Raw genomic sequence first — 14,962 nt, forward strand, 5'->3', positions numbered from 1 at the left:
TATACAAATTTATACAAAAATAAAGGGACATAAAAATGTCCCTTTAGCAAGGCGTGTGTACGCTCGCACGCCTCAGAAAGATCGGAATATTAAGCCTCTCTCTCGCACTTCTGGTTAGCAACTGTGCAGGAGGTCTTGCAAGCTGACTGACATGATGCCTGACACTTGCCGCAGCCACCCTTAGCAGCAGTCTTCTTGAGATTAGCCTTATTGATCGTCTTGATATGTTTCATAGGATTTTACCTCCAATAATTGATTTACACTAATTATACCACATATCTCACTATGTTTTATGAACGAATAGTTAATGCAGTATAAATATTTATCCTTATCAAAAACGGCTGCTTTTAGAATTTACCCCTACAACTCCGCCTACGCCTGCACACACAAGGGTAAGCACAAGCTTTGCAGGCACGGAAAAGCTTTCAGCAGCTTTTGAAAACAGTGCACTGAGAATGACAATGATAAGAAAAATGAACACTCCGCACAGCACACCTGACAGCAGACCGTTTCTACGTTGCCTTTTTCCGCAGACATATCCCCCTGCATACGCCCCGATACCAAGTGCCGCTGTTGACATCACCGACAGCATAAGATCGGTGGCATCTATCTTAGTGATAACATACGCAAAAGCAAGCACAGCAACAAATATCGCACCGCACCCCACGCAGGCAGACAACGCCGTTGATGACAGCACAGACAGCTTTCTGCCCCCAAAAAACCTGTTATTTTTCATATCCGCACCCCCGCATACAAAATTCCCTAGGAAAATTATATTCAAAGCCACAGACAATAAGAACACAAAAAGGGACGGATAAAACTACCCGTCCCTTAAAAGCGATATTTACTTTGCGTCACCGTCATGAATTGTTTCATTCTTAGCGATAGCCCACTTTTTAACACGGATCTTGCTTCTGTCTCCGCCTGTTTCGATAACAACAGTGTCGTCCTTGATAGAGAACACGATACCAACGATTCCGCCGTTTGTAACGACCTCGTCACCTATCTCAAGGTTATCTCTCATCTCAGCGTCTTTCTTATCCTGCTTTTTCTGCGGACGGATAATAAAGAAATAGAAGAACACGATTATGAGTACCAGTGGGATAAAAGTCATGGCAAGTGATGCAGGTGAACTCTGCTCAGCTGCCAAAACTGAAATAATTGCTGACAAATTCATCAAAAGACCTCCAAATCTAATAATACTATATTAGTATATCAGATATTTGCACAAACTTCAAGCCTTTTAACAAATAATTTTCATTTACAAGAAATTATTTCTTGTTCTTGATATACTCGTCGATAGCAGCGGCAGCCTTTTTGCCTGCACCCATAGCGAGGATAACAGTAGCAGCGCCTGTAACAGCGTCACCGCCTGCGTAAACGCCTTCCTTAGTTGTTGACTCGTTCTCGTCAACGATAAGGCAGCCGTGATCGTTTGTTTCAAGACCAGGAGTTGTACTTCTGATAAGTGGGTTAGGTGATGTACCGATAGACATGATAGCTGTATCAACGTCAAGAATGAAGTTTGAACCCTCGATAGGGATAGGACGTCTTCTGCCGCTTGCGTCAGGCTCGCCCAGCTCCATTTTGATGCACTCCATGCCGTTTACATGACCGTTCTCGTCGCCAACTATCTTAACTGGGTTGTTAAGAACGAGGAACTCGATGCCCTCTTCCTGAGCGTGATGAACTTCTTCCTTTCTTGCAGGAAGCTCGTCCATTGAACGTCTGTATACGATATAAACGTGCTCAGCACCAAGTCTCATTGCAGAACGAGCAGCGTCCATAGCAACGTTACCGCCACCTACTACAGCTACGTTCTTAGACTTCATGATAGGAGTCTCATAATCGTCCTTGTATGCCTTCATAAGGTTGATTCTTGTAAGGTACTCGTTAGCAGAGTAAACGCCTACAAGACCTTCGCCCTCGATACCCATGAATCTTGGAAGACCTGCGCCTGAGCCTACGAATACAGCCTCATAGCCCATGCCCATAAGCTCGTCGATAGAAAGAACTCTGCCGATAACCATGTTTGTCATGATATGTACGCCCATGTTTGTCAGATTGTCTATCTCGTGCTGAACGATAGCCTTTGGAAGTCTGAACTCAGGGATACCATACATAAGAACGCCGCCTGCTGTATGGAATGCCTCATAGATAGTTACGTCATAACCAAGCTTAGCAAGGTCGCCTGCAACTGTAAGGCTTGAAGGACCACCGCCGACAACAGCTACCTTATGACCGTTTGGCTCAGCCTTTTCAACTGCAACTGCCTTGTCCATCATATAGTCTGCACAGAATCTCTCAAGTCTGCCTATACCAACAGGCTCACCCTTGATACCTCTTACGCACTTGCCCTCACACTGATGCTCCTGTGGACATACACGTCCGCAAACAGCCGGCAGAGCATTTGTTGTTTTGATGATAGCATAAGCTTCTTCAAACTTGCCCTCTGCTACCTTTGCGATAAACTCAGGAATCCTAACGCTTACAGGACATCCTGTCATACAAGGCTTGTGCTTGCAGTTAAGACATCTCTGAGCTTCTTCTATAGCCTGCTCAGGGGTGTAACCCAAAGTAACTTCCTTGAAGTTTCTAGCTCTTACCTTTGGCTCCTGCTCTGCGATAGGAGTCTTTGTCAAACTCATATTAGCCATTATCTTACACCTCCAGTAAGTCTGCACAAGTGAGCCTTTTCCTGCTCCTTATAAGTTGAGTTTCTTCTCATAAGCTCGTCGAAATCTACCTTCTGACCGTCAAAGTCAGGACCGTCAACGCAAGCATACTTGATCTTGCCGTCAACAGTTACACGACATCCGCCGCACATTCCTGTGCCGTCGATCATGATAGGGTTGAGTGAAACGAGAGTCTTGATATCATAAGGCTTTGTTACCTTGCAAACGAACTTCATCATTGGAACTGGTCCGATAGCGATAACCTCGTCAAACTTAGCACCACCGTCAATAAGCTCCTGAAGCTTGTTTGTAACAAATCCGTGATAGCCGTATGAACCGTCGTCTGTACAGATATGAAGATGTGAAGAAGCCTTGCCCATTTCGTCCTCGAGGATAACGATATCCTTGCTTCTGAAGCCTGCGATAAGATCAACTTCAACGCCCATGTTATGGAGCTTCTTAGCCTGTGGATAAGCGATAGCACAACCAACGCCTCCGCCTACTACTGCAACTCTCTTGATACCCTCGTCATACTCTGTAGCAACGCCGAGAGGACCAACAACGTCATGGATATAGTCGCCCTCATTAAGTCTTGCAAGCTCAGTTGTAGATGCACCTACTACCTGGAAAATAATTGTGATCGTGCCCTTTTCTCTATCATAGTCAGCGATAGTAAGCGGAACACGCTCGCCCTTCTCATCAACTCTGTAGATGATGAACTGACCAGCCTCAGCCTTAGCGGCAATGTAAGGTGCGTCGATCTCCATAAGAACAACAGCGTCGTTGAGCTGTCTTCTTGTTACGATTTTGTACACTAAAATCCCTCCCTGAATAATTAGCAAAATAATATTGTTTTAGGCAAATAATACAAAAACATTTTCTATTATCGCCTTACAGCATATAACATTATACTATATTTAAAAAGAAATTTCAATAGTTTTTTGTTTACTTCCATAAATTTTATAATAATATATCACAATTTGTTTACATTTAACATACCATAATTTATATATCACATATCATTTTACAGATGTATTAAGTTTATCAAAAGCAATTTCGATACACTCCTGCTCCTGAACACCTCTATCACTGCCACCAAACAAGCTTGCATAGCCGTAGACCGCCGCTCCTGCGTAGTTATAACTAACTACAGCGTCATTTATCTGCCTGCCGATAATGCCGATATTTTCAGAAAATTCACTCTCGCTGTCTATCTTATATACTCCCAGACCTGCCACCAGCGTAACATCAGTTGTGCAGATATCAGCCCACTGCTGTAGGGTATCCTCATAAGGTTTCACAGAATTTTCATAACCGAAGTATATCTGCGGACAGATATAGTCTACATACCCCTCCTCGCTGCACCACTTTTTCACATCAGCGTACATATACTCATAGTTATTCTCCATATTTCCCTGAGGTGAAACTCCCACGAGGATATCCTTATCCACTGCTTTTACCGCACTATATATCTCCCCCACCATAAGGGAGATATTGTTCAGCCGCCATTTTGCCAGATCGTCAAACTCCGTCTGAGCCGCAAAGCACTGTGCGTCAAAGTTCTCAGCCGTTGTGGGATAAAAATAATCGTCGAAGTGCAAGCCGTCAATATCATAATTTTCCGCAAGCTCCGCTGCACCCTCTGCTATAAGCTGTCTTACCTCATCATAAGCAGGATCGAGCCACAAATGGCTGTCGCCCTCAACCCGTTCCAGGTAGCCGTCACCCTCATCATACCACTTTTTCAGAAGAAAGCTTCTGTCATAAGTCTGGAAACACTCCTCATTCTCACACCTGAGAGGGTTTATCCATGCGTGAAAAGAAAGCCCCTTATCATGTGCGGTCTGTATCATGACTTCAAGTGGGTCAAAGCCTCCCTGCTCACCTGCCACGCCTGTTATATATCTTGATGCAGGATAAAGTTCCGAATCATATATAGCATCGCCAAAAGGTCTGACGTGAACATACAGCGTATTACAACCTATACTCAAAGCGTTGTCGCACGCCTGAGAAAAATTCACACGAAACTCCTCGGCACTTTTCCCGGTGAGCATATCAGCAAGGTCAATATAGGATATCCATATAGCTTTCTGCACAGTATAATTAAGCTTGTGTGACGTTTCCACATCAGTGTAGTTTTTCTCTCCGCACACAGGTATCACCGATGCTTTTTCCATAGTCACAAGCCTGTCCCTCTGAGAATTTACCTCACCTCCGCAAGAGCAAAGGGTCAAAAAACAAATAAGTAAAGTAAGAATTTTTTTCAAGAATATCAGTCCTCCGAATAAGTCATCAATGAATTATACTATTCTTATTGGACAAATATTCAATCAGTATTCAAAAGAAAAAAAAGAACGGACAGAAAAACCGTCCGTTCTTGGTAAACATATTTGCAGACTATGGAAGAAGTCTGTTGATATCTCTTGGGAACAGTGATGTTTCCCTGATGTTGTTCTTGTTAAGAAGCTTCATGAGAAGTCTTTCAAGACCGATACCAAGTCCACCGTGAGGTGGCAGACCATACTTGTGAGCCTCAAGATAGTTCTTGAAGTCAGCAGGGTCAAGTCCCTGAGCCTTCATCTTCTCTACCTGCTCGTTATAATCGTGTATTCTCTGACCGCCCGAAGTAATTTCAAGTCCTCTGAACAACAGATCAAACTTGTATGCTTCTCTTGGGTCTTCTCTGGAGTTCATTGCATAGAACGGAGGCTTCGATGATGGGAAGTGTGTAACAAAGATAAAGTCTGAATCGTACTTTTCCTTGGCATACTTGCCGAGGTTTACCTCGTCCTCCGGGTCAAGGTCGAACTTCTTGCCGCTTCCCTCGCCGCCTCTCAGCAGTTCGATAGCGTCAGCGAACTTGATAGACGGAACTTCCTTTATCTCAGGAACATCAGCGTCAAGTATCTTCAACTCGTTCTGATAGTTCTCCTTGATATACTCGAAAATGGACTTGAGCATTGCGATCTCCATTTTCATAACGTCATACATACTGTCGATATAGCCCATTTCAAAATCAAGACCGATATACTCGTTGATATGACGTGAAGTAGCGTGCTTTTCAGCTCTGTAAACAGGTGCTATCTCATAAACTCTGTCAAAGAATGCCACAGCCATTTGCTTATAGAACTGCGGTGACTGGTTAAGGAACGCAGACTTGCCGAAATAGTCAAGGCGGAAAATGTTAGCGCCGCCCTCAGCACCCTGAGCAACAATCTTTGGCGAGTGTATCTCAGTGAAGTTGTTTGCCTGCATGAACTTGTGCATACCCTGAACAAGACCCTCCTGGAGCTTGAATATAGCTCTCTCATAAGGGTTTCTCAGCGATGCGGCACGGTTGTCAAGATTTACTTCTATTGTGCAGTTAAGTCTGCCCTGTGATATCTTCAAAGGCAGTTCAGCGGCGTTTGTGGAGATAAGCTTGATAGAATTAAGCTCTATTTCAAGACCATTGAAATCCTTAGGGTTTTCCTTGACGATACCCTTTACGTTTACAAAGAAGCCCTCTCTCAGACCCTCTATAGAATCCTTGCAGTTGTCGGCAGAGTAAACTGTCTGTATAACATCTCTTGAGGTTCTTACAACGATAAACGCAATGCTGCCCATGTTCTTTATTCTATGAACACAGCCTGAGAACTCAACTTCCTTGCCCATGTTAGCCTTAGCGTCAGCAAGCATAAACTCTTTCTTGACGTCAGCCGTATCTATCATAAGCATTTTGCCGTCATTTTCAGGTACATACTTATCAGCGTTCTCATACTTCGTGAGCTTTGAAGTGTCGATAACGTTGTCCTTTACGTCCTCTTTCTTCTCTGCGTCAGAAGCAACGCTTGCAGCGGCAGCTTTCAGCTTGCTTTCAAGAATTTCCTTGATTATCTTAGGTGTAGCAACGCCCTTGAGAGCCTTTGTACACTGACCCATGATAAAGCCGAATACCTTTGTTTCACCGTTCTTATACTGCTCTACCTGTGCGGCATTTGCAGCGAGTATCTCGTCAACGCCTGCCTCAACCTTTGCAGTATCTACAGTGATTATCATACCCTTGCTCTTTGCAATGTCCATAGGCTTGCCGCCCTCTTCTACCATTGCTCTGAACACGGTCTTAGCGTCGTTCTTTGATACCTTCTCTGTATCAGCCATTTCAACAAGCTCAGCGAACTCCTCAGGTGTGAAGCTGATATTGTTTATATCTATCTCGCCCAGATTTACTCTTCTCATAAACTCGCCGAGAATGAACACAGCCACGCTCTTAGGATTGTTATATCTCTTAAGTGCATTCTCAAAGAAATCTGAGATTATCTTTGTTTGGATAAGCGTTTTTGCGTCTATCTCAGAAATACCGTATTCCTCAGTGTATCTCTTGAATCTGCTGCTTGGCATTTCAGGCAGCTTAGCCTTTATCTCATCAAGCTGAGCGTCTGTAAGGTTTACCTGAAGAATATCAGGCTCTGGGAAATAACGATAATCGTTAGCGTTTTCCTTTGTACGCATTGAAGTTGTCTTATCTCTGTTTGCGTTGTAACGTCTTGTTTCCTGAACGACCTTTTTGCCTGCTTCAAGAAGAAGCGCCTGTCTTTTTTCCTCATACTTGATAGCTCTGCCAACAGACTTGATAGAGTTGATGTTCTTTATCTCCGCACGAGTGCCGAACTCAGTAGCGTCAGGACGCATAAGAGAGATATTAACGTCACATCTCAGTGAGCCCTGCTCCATTTTACAGTCGCAAACGCCTGCATACTGTAAAAGCAGAGATATCTGCTCAACGAAAGCCATTGCTTCTTCTGCTGAAGCTATATCAGGCTCAGTAACTATCTCGATAAGCGGGATACCGCATCTGTTATAGTCAGCCATTGAGATTCCGTTGAAAGCGTCATGAACGAGCTTACCGGCGTCTTCCTCAAGGTGGATATGGTTTATTCTGATGTTCTTCTTCTGACCGTTCACCTCGATAGGCACATATCCAGGACCTACGATAGGTCTGTAAAGCTGTGATATCTGATATGCCTTTGGCAGGTCAGGATAGAAGTAGTTCTTTCTGTCGAATACTGAAAACTTATTGATGCCGCAGTTGAGCGCATATCCTGCCTTTACAGCATACTCTACAGCCTGCTGATTGATGATAGGCAGAGTACCAGGCATACCTGTACATACAGGACAGCATCTTGTATTTGGCGCACCTCCGAACTCAGCGGAGCAGTTACAAAAGATCTTAGTTTTGGTAAGCAGCTCGGCGTGGATCTCAAGGCCGATGACCGTTCTCCATTTTTCCATTTGTCTTACCTCCCTTAAAGCTTTGGCGCAACAGGCTTGAAGCCCTTTTCATATGCGTCGGCAGTCTTGATGATAGTTGCCTCGTCGAACTTTCTGCCTATAACAGACATACCGATAGGCATACCCTTGCTGTCATAGCCGCAAGGAGTTGATATTGCAGGCAGACCTGCAATATTTACTGTAACTGTGCATATATCAGCCTGATACATCTGAACAGGGTCGGAAGTCATCTCAGGGCTGTATGCAACAGCAGGAGTTGTCGGCGTAAGAATAACGTCGCACTTCTCGAATATATCGTTGTATTCTTTTCTTATAAGCTGTCTGAGAGCCATTGCTTTTCTATAATAAGCGTCATAATATCCGCTTGACAGGCAGTAGTTTCCAAGAAGTATTCTTCTCTTTACTTCCTCGCCGAAGCCCTCTGAACGTGACTTGATTATAAGCTCCTCATAGCTGTCGGCTGTGAGCGTTCTGTGACCATACTTGATACCGTCATATCTTGACAGGTTTGAAGCCGCCTCAGCGCAGGCAAGAAGATAATAACAAGGAACAGCATACTTAAGCGACGGCATAGAACACTCGATAAGCTCAGCGCCCATTGCCTTATATTCCTCAGCAGCCTTTAAAACGGCAGCCTTTACCTCATCATTGATGCCCTCTGCATAGAACTCCTTAGGGAGTGCTATCTTCATGCCCTTCATTGACTCGCCTATCTTTGCGGTGAAGTCAGGCACTTCAAGCTTTGAGCTTGTGCCGTCATGGAAGTCATAGCCGCATATCTCGTTAAGAAGGATAGCGCAGTCATGAGCGTCAAGACCGATAGAGCCTATCTGGTCAAGAGATGATGCGAAAGCCACAAGACCAAATCTTGAAACTCTGCTGTATGTTGGCTTGATACCTGTTACGCCGCAAAAAGCAGCAGGCTGTCTGATAGATCCGCCTGTATCAGTACCAAGAGCAACAGGAGCAAGTCCCGCAGCGACAGCCGCAGCAGATCCGCCGGATGAGCCGCCAGGTACACGGTCAAGATCATAAGGATTCTTTGTCTTTGCAAAAGCGGAGGTCTGTGTAGAACCTCCCATTGCGAACTCGTCCATAGAAGTCTTGCCGAGCATTACGATATTCTCAGCGTCGAGCTTTTCCATAACGGTCGCATTATAAGGCGGAACAAAGTTTTCAAGCATTTTTGACGCACAGGTGGTCTTTACGCCCTCTGTACAAATATTGTCCTTTACTGCCACAGGTATTCCTGTGAGAGCCTTTGCTTCGCCCTTATCGATAACGCCCTGAGCCTTTTCAGCCTGCTCCAGAGCCTTTTCTTCTGTAACAGTGATAAAGCTCTTTACCTTATCGTCATATTTCTTTATTCTCTCAAAATATGTCTGTGCAAGCTCTTTAGCGGAAATTTCCTTACTGTCAAGAGCCTTACGCATATCACGGATTTTCATTGAAGAAACGTCCAAATTTCACACTACCTTCCTGTTAAATTTACTCTACGACCTTAGGCACTACAAAGCAGTTGTTTGTATTCACTGCATTTGAAAGGACCTTTGAAGTAGGCATAGATTCGATGACCTCGTCTTTTCTCAGATCGTTGAGGTAAACATCATGATTGTCCTTGAGATCGTCATAGGTAATGTCGATTTCCTTTACGGTATCCATAAGATCAATAATATCAGTCATCTGCTCGGCTGTGGCTGCAAGCTCTTTATCGGAATATTCCAGCTTGCTAAGCTCTGCCAGATACTTGACCATGTTCAAATCCATATATAATCCCTGACCTTTCTTAATATTAAGGCAACGCCTTAGGTGCAAAAATACACCAATTCAATTTAATATTATACTACATCTCATACTATTTTGCAAGCAAAAATCACATAAATTCCGATTTTTTTAATATTTGCTCACCAAACGCCCAAAAACAGCAAGACCCACAGAGAAATTCCCTGTGGATCTAAGCGTCATTACTTATTATTCTTTGTATATTTATCGAAAATATCAGTGAAATCAAATGTTGCGAAATAGTCAGCAGGAGTTTCGGCACGTCTTATCATATCGAAAGAGCCGTCCTCGTGGAGAAGTATCTCTGCTGAACGGAGCTTTCCGTTGTAGTTATAACCCATTGAGAAGCCGTGTGCGCCTGTGTCGTGGATAACGATGATGTCGCCTGTGTCTATCTCAGGCAACATTCTGTCGATCGCAAACTTATCGTTGTTCTCGCAAAGACCGCCAGTCACGTCATACTTGTGGTCGCACGGAGCATTCTCCTTGCCAAGAACTGTAATGTGATGATATGAACCGTACATAGCAGGACGCATAAGGTTGCAGGCACAAGCATCAAGTCCAACATACTCCTTATAAGTATGCTTATGATGTGTGCAGGTAGCAACGAGATGACCAAACGGAGCGAGCATATATCTGCCAAGCTCTGTGAAGATAGCAACGTCCCCAAGACCAGCAGGAACCATTATATCCTCAAATGCCTTGCGAACGCCCTCGCCGATAGCGAAGATATCGTTCTGTGGCTTGTCAGGCTCATATGCTATGCCAACACCGCCTGAAAGGTTTACGAACTTGATGTCTGCACCCGTCTTTTCATGAAGTTCAACAGCAAGCTCGAAAAGTATTCTTGCAAGCTTTGGATAATAAGCGTTTGAAACAGTGTTTGAAGCAAGGAAAGCGTGAAGTCCGAAATGCTTTGCGCCTTTCTGCTGAAGTATCTTGAAGCCCTCAAAAAGCTGCTCTCTTGTGAAGCCGTACTTAGCCTCACCAGGGTTGTCCATTATCTGAGTTTCTATCTCGAAATGTCCGCCCGGATTGAAACGGCAGCAGATAGTTTCAGGAATACCGCAAAGGTCGTCAAGATAATCTATGTGAGTGAAATCGTCAAGGTTGATATAAGCGCCAAGCTCTCTTGCCTTGAGAAAATCCGCCTTTGGAGTTACGTTTGAAGAAAACATAATGTCGCTTCCGCTGAATCCGCAGCAGTCGCTCATCATAAGCTCAGTAAGAGAAGAACAGTCAACGCCGCAGCCCTCTTCCTTGAGTATTTTCAAAATGAATGGGTTAGGAGTAGCCTTTACAGCGAAATACTCTTTGAAGCCTTTGTTCCAGCTAAATGCCTTGTAAAGATCTCTGGCTCTCTGTCTGATACCCTTTTCGTCGTAGATATGAAAAGGCGTAGGATACTGCTTGATTATCTCCTCAGCCTTTTCCTTGGTTATAAATGGTGTTTTCATTATATATCAATCCTTCTGCAAATAATATATTTTATAAAAATACATATTTATCATACCATTTTAATACGGATTAGTCAAGTGAAATATCTGATTTTAAGAAATAAAATACACTTTATTGTCATTTTTCAATACAGCCACACCACTGTCACACCCATTTTAGTAAAAAAAGCACAAAGCACACAGTCGTAAAAGCCGTGTGCTTTGCATATAAAAGCCTGCTTTATGAAGCCTGATCAAACTGGCTGTTATAAAGTTCGGCATAAAATCCGCCCTTTGCCATAAGAGTTTCATGGTTTCCGCTTTCGATAACGTCGCCGTCACGCATAACAAGTATCAGGTCTGCGTTTTTGATAGTCGAAAGTCTGTGTGCGATAACAAAGCTCGTTCTGCCCTTTGTGAGCTTATCCATTGCCCTTTGGATAAGAAGCTCCGTTCTCGTATCGACAGAAGATGTTGCTTCATCAAGTATGAGCATAGGCGCATTCTGGAGCATTGCCCTTGCGATAGTGAGAAGCTGTTTCTGTCCTGCTGATATAGCCACGCTTTCAGAAAGCACTGTATCAAAGCCATTTGGCAGAGTGTGAACGAACTTATCCAGACCGCAGGCTTTGCACACTCTTTCAAGGGACTCGTCGCTTATGCCCTCCATGTTGTAAACAAGGTTTTCTCTTACAGTGCCCTCAAAAAGCCATGTGTCCTGCAAAACCATGCTGAACATATTGTGCACCGTTTCACGGCTGAGCTGTGATATAGGCGTGCCGTCTATGGAGATACTTCCACTATTTATCTCGAAAAATCTCATAAGCAGATTTACCATTGTGGTCTTACCTGCACCGGTAGGTCCGACGATAGCCACCTTCTGACCTGCCTTTACCTCTGCGGAGAAGTTCTTTATTATCACCTTGTCAGGAGTATCAGGATAGCTGAAACGAACATTTTCAAAGCTTACATTGCCCTTTACCTCAGGGACTTCACTGCTCTTGTCGCTCTCGTCTGAAAGTTCCTCGCTTTCGATAAAGTCAAATATTCTCTGAGCCGAGGCGGAAGCTGTCTGCATATTTGTCATGCCCTGAGCTATCTGACCAAGAGGAGATGTGAAAAGTCTTACATAAAGTATAAATGAGATTATAACGCCGAACTTTATAGTGCCGTTAAGTGCAAGCACTGAGCCGAACACGCATACTGCAACGTATGCAATATTTCCGATAACGTTCATAAGCGGCTGCATCATGCCTGAAAGAAACTGTGACTTCCAGTTTGCGTTGTATACCGCCTCGTTAAGTCCACCAAAATGTTCCTTTACATTATCTGCTCCACGGGATATCCTTACTACCTCGTGACCTGAATACATCTCCTCAACATAGCCGTTGAGCTTACCAAGGCTTTCCTGTCTGTCAAGGAAGAATTTCTGTGACTTTGACATTATGAAAACTATCAGGAAAAGTCCCAAAAATGTGATGAACAGTGAGATGAGTGCAAGTCGCCATTCTGTAACGAACATCATTATAAGACAGCCCACAAACTGTGCCGCTGCACTGATTATGGTCGGAAGACTGTTTGTAAGACCCTGTTGTAAAGTTGATACATCATTTGTGATACGGCTGAGTATATCACCCTGTGAATGTGAGTTGAAATACTTCTGTGGAACGCAGTTTATCTTTCTTGAAAGGTCGCTTCTCATTCTGTATGACATTTTCAGGGTGACTGTCGCCATTATATACTGCTGAATAAAGGTAAAAAGCGAGCTTGAAATATATATCGCTCCAAGGAAAATTCCTACCCTTGCCACCGCTTTAAGGTCAATGCCTGTCATAAGTCCGTCTGCTATAAGGTCGGTTATCTCGCCCACCTTGTCAGGCCCTATAATAGTCAGCACCGCACCAAGCGCCGCAAGAACCAATGCCACGGCAACGATACCTACACTGCCTTTCATATACTCTATTATTTTTTTCATAGCGGACGCCATTTCGCCCTTACTAGACTTTTCGTATTTTCTCATTGTGCAGTCCCCCTTTCTATGCAAGCTCTGCCGCACTAAGCTGTGAAAGTGCTATCTCTTTGTATACGTCGCAATTTTTCATAAGCTCATCATGAGTACCCATGCCCACGGCTTCGCCACGGTCAAGGACTATTATCTTGTCTGCGTGACGGATAGTGCTTATTCTCTGTGCGACGATTATCTTTGTCGTGTCTTTAAGTTTCTCGTTAAGACCCTCTCTGAGCTTTGCGTCTGTCTTGTAATCAAGGGCTGAGAAAGAATCATCAAATACAAGTATCTCAGGCTTTCTTGAAAGCGCTCTTGCAATAGACAAACGCTGTTTCTGTCCGCCTGAAACGTTCCTGCCCATTTGAGATATCATATGCTCTGTGCCGTCAGGAAGCTTATTCACAAACTCCTCCGCCTGAGAAAGCTCGATAGCGTTTTTAAGCTCCTCGTCAGTTTCAGGAGCGGCACTCTCTCCAAAGAAAACATTTTCTCTTATGCTTCCTGCAAAAAGCACAGCCTTCTGTGTGACATATCCAAGCTTGTCATAAAGGGTGTCAAACTTGTAGTTTTTTACGTTTACGCCGTCCACGAGGACTTCGCCCTCTGTTGCGTCATAAAATCTTGGTATAAGGCTTATAAGCGTTGTCTTGCCGCTTCCTGTTGCGCCGATTATGGCAAGGGTCTGACCCTTTTCTATCTTGAAACTTATGTTGCTCAGCTCGTCCTCAGAGGCATGAGGATATCTGAAAGAAACGTTTTTGAACTCAACAGTACCCTGCTCTCTTCCCTCGCCGACGCTTCCCTCTTTTATGTTCACGTCACGCTCAAGCACTTCGTTGATACGCTCTGCAGATACCTGAGCCGCAGGGAGCATCATGAATATCATAACGAGCATCATAAATGACATTACAACGTATGTGGCATATGTGCTGAATACCACCACGTTGCTGAAAAACGTTATCCTGTCCTGAACAGCCGTCAGGGCTATCTGCTGGATAAGCACTGCTCCAAGCCAGTAGATAGCAAGGGTCAGACCATTCATTCCGATATTCATAACTGGCATCATAAGTGCGAACATTCTCTGGTTTTTGAGCTGTGTGTTCATCATATCCTTGCTTGGAACATCGAACTTGTCGTTCTGATATTTCTCAGCATTGAAAGCATGGACAACGTTTATGCCTGTGAGATTTTCTCTTGCCACACGGTTTATTTTATCAGTTAGCTTCTGAACGATACGGAATCTCGGTATGCAGGTCGCCATAACTGCAAGAACGAATACGCATATCACCACAACGAACGCCGCAGTCACCGCTGAAAGCTCCCAGCTCTTGCCAAGTATCTTTATAACAGCCCAAACCGCCATGATAGGAGATTTTATTATCATCTGCAAGCCCATTGATATTATCATCTGTATCTGTGTAATGTCGTTTGTTGTCCTTGTTATAAGACTAGGTATGGAAAAGTCCTGCATCTCCTCGCTTCCCATATCCATAACGTGGTTAAAAAGCTTTTCTCTTACAGTGTAGCTGAAGCCTGAGGCAGTCTTTGCGGAAAGATAGCCGCAGCCGATAGCAAGAGCGGCACTTGCAAGGGTGCAGCCCAGCATTTTAAGTCCGACGTTCAGGATATCGGAAGTTTCACTGCCTGCCGTGTTGAGCATCATGGTCAGGTCTGTCATATAGTCAGGCAGTGTCAGGTCAAAATACACCTGTCCCAGCACAAGGATCGTACAGAGAACAGCCATAAGCACCTCACGCTTGCCCATCTTTTTAAGCAGTTTTATCATAGTT

12 protein-coding genes are annotated in these 14,962 nt (G+C 44.1%); all 12 read right to left on the reverse strand.

Annotated elements, in window-relative coordinates:
- Positions 1-89 precede the first annotated feature (89 nt).
- The 12 genes from scfA to AB5627_RS02170 all read right to left on the reverse strand — a co-directional run bounded on the left by scfA (position 90) and on the right by AB5627_RS02170 (position 14,958).
- Complete coding sequence (gene scfA, locus AB5627_RS02115) at positions 90-233, reverse strand: six-cysteine ranthipeptide SCIFF (RefSeq protein ID WP_013498654.1); 144 nt, start codon at positions 231-233, stop codon at positions 90-92.
- Between the two features lie 98 nt (positions 234-331).
- Positions 332-736, reverse strand: coding sequence for a TIGR04086 family membrane protein (locus AB5627_RS02120; RefSeq protein WP_022287271.1), 405 nt, complete (start codon positions 734-736; stop codon positions 332-334).
- 108 nt (positions 737-844) lie between these two features.
- Complete coding sequence (gene yajC, locus AB5627_RS02125; protein WP_022287272.1) at positions 845-1,177, reverse strand: preprotein translocase subunit YajC; 333 nt, start codon at positions 1,175-1,177, stop codon at positions 845-847.
- 94 nt (positions 1,178-1,271) lie between these two features.
- Positions 1,272-2,657, reverse strand: a complete 1,386-nt coding sequence (gene gltA, locus AB5627_RS02130) for an NADPH-dependent glutamate synthase (RefSeq protein ID WP_038671613.1) — start codon at positions 2,655-2,657, stop codon at positions 1,272-1,274.
- Positions 2,657-3,490: a sulfide/dihydroorotate dehydrogenase-like FAD/NAD-binding protein gene (locus AB5627_RS02135; protein WP_022287274.1), complete on the reverse strand. Its 834-nt coding sequence runs from the start codon at positions 3,488-3,490 to the stop codon at positions 2,657-2,659. Before AB5627_RS02135 ends, gltA begins: the two co-directional genes overlap by 1 nt.
- A 204-nt stretch (positions 3,491-3,694) precedes the next feature.
- Positions 3,695-4,942, reverse strand: a complete 1,248-nt coding sequence (locus tag AB5627_RS02140) for a glycoside hydrolase family 10 protein (RefSeq protein WP_368369645.1) — start codon at positions 4,940-4,942, stop codon at positions 3,695-3,697.
- A 130-nt stretch (positions 4,943-5,072) separates the two neighbouring features.
- Positions 5,073-7,946, reverse strand: a complete 2,874-nt coding sequence (gatB, locus tag AB5627_RS02145) for an Asp-tRNA(Asn)/Glu-tRNA(Gln) amidotransferase subunit GatB (protein ID WP_022287276.1) — start codon at positions 7,944-7,946, stop codon at positions 5,073-5,075.
- Between the two features lie 14 nt (positions 7,947-7,960).
- The gene (gene gatA / locus AB5627_RS02150) at positions 7,961-9,394 is read right to left on the reverse strand and encodes an Asp-tRNA(Asn)/Glu-tRNA(Gln) amidotransferase subunit GatA (protein WP_117856442.1); all 1,434 of its coding nucleotides are present in this window, start codon (positions 9,392-9,394) and stop codon (positions 7,961-7,963) included.
- A 40-nt stretch (positions 9,395-9,434) separates the two neighbouring features.
- Positions 9,435-9,713 carry an Asp-tRNA(Asn)/Glu-tRNA(Gln) amidotransferase subunit GatC gene (gene gatC / locus AB5627_RS02155; RefSeq protein WP_038671608.1) on the reverse strand — a complete coding sequence of 93 codons (279 nt, stop codon included), beginning with the start codon at positions 9,711-9,713 and terminating at the stop codon, positions 9,435-9,437.
- A 197-nt stretch (positions 9,714-9,910) separates the two neighbouring features.
- Positions 9,911-11,185 (reverse strand): diaminopimelate decarboxylase, encoded by a 1,275-nt coding sequence (locus AB5627_RS02160; RefSeq protein WP_022287279.1) that lies wholly within the window; start codon positions 11,183-11,185, stop codon positions 9,911-9,913.
- Between the two features lie 220 nt (positions 11,186-11,405).
- Entirely contained in the window at positions 11,406-13,184 is a 1,779-nt protein-coding gene (locus AB5627_RS02165; RefSeq protein WP_333634983.1) for an ABC transporter ATP-binding protein, read from the reverse strand.
- 16 nt (positions 13,185-13,200) lie between these two features.
- On the reverse strand, positions 13,201-14,958 hold the full coding sequence (locus tag AB5627_RS02170; protein ID WP_022287281.1) for an ABC transporter ATP-binding protein: 1,758 nt from the start codon (positions 14,956-14,958) through the stop codon (positions 13,201-13,203).
- Between the last annotated feature and the right edge of the window lie 4 nt (positions 14,959-14,962).

The organism is Ruminococcus sp. RTP21198st1_G1_RTP21198_201120, from assembly GCF_040924265.1.
GTDB lineage: Bacteria > Bacillota > Clostridia > Oscillospirales > Ruminococcaceae > Hominimerdicola > Hominimerdicola aceti.

Coding starts and splice junctions, on each gene's coding strand:
- yajC (WP_022287272.1), bottom strand. CDS start 1,177: ATGAATTTGTCAGCAATTATTTCAGTTTTGGCAGCTGAGCAGAGTTCA.
- gltA (WP_038671613.1), bottom strand. CDS start 2,657: ATGGCTAATATGAGTTTGACAAAGACTCCTATCGCAGAGCAGGAGCCA.
- gatB (WP_022287276.1), bottom strand. CDS start 7,946: ATGGAAAAATGGAGAACGGTCATCGGCCTTGAGATCCACGCCGAGCTG.
- gatC (WP_038671608.1), bottom strand. CDS start 9,713: ATGGATTTGAACATGGTCAAGTATCTGGCAGAGCTTAGCAAGCTGGAA.
- AB5627_RS02170 (WP_022287281.1), bottom strand. CDS start 14,958: ATGATAAAACTGCTTAAAAAGATGGGCAAGCGTGAGGTGCTTATGGCT.
- scfA (WP_013498654.1), bottom strand. CDS start 233: ATGAAACATATCAAGACGATCAATAAGGCTAATCTCAAGAAGACTGCT.
- AB5627_RS02165 (WP_333634983.1), bottom strand. CDS start 13,184: ATGAGAAAATACGAAAAGTCTAGTAAGGGCGAAATGGCGTCCGCTATG.
- AB5627_RS02120 (WP_022287271.1), bottom strand. CDS start 736: ATGAAAAATAACAGGTTTTTTGGGGGCAGAAAGCTGTCTGTGCTGTCA.
- AB5627_RS02160 (WP_022287279.1), bottom strand. CDS start 11,185: ATGAAAACACCATTTATAACCAAGGAAAAGGCTGAGGAGATAATCAAG.
- gatA (WP_117856442.1), bottom strand. CDS start 9,394: ATGAAAATCCGTGATATGCGTAAGGCTCTTGACAGTAAGGAAATTTCC.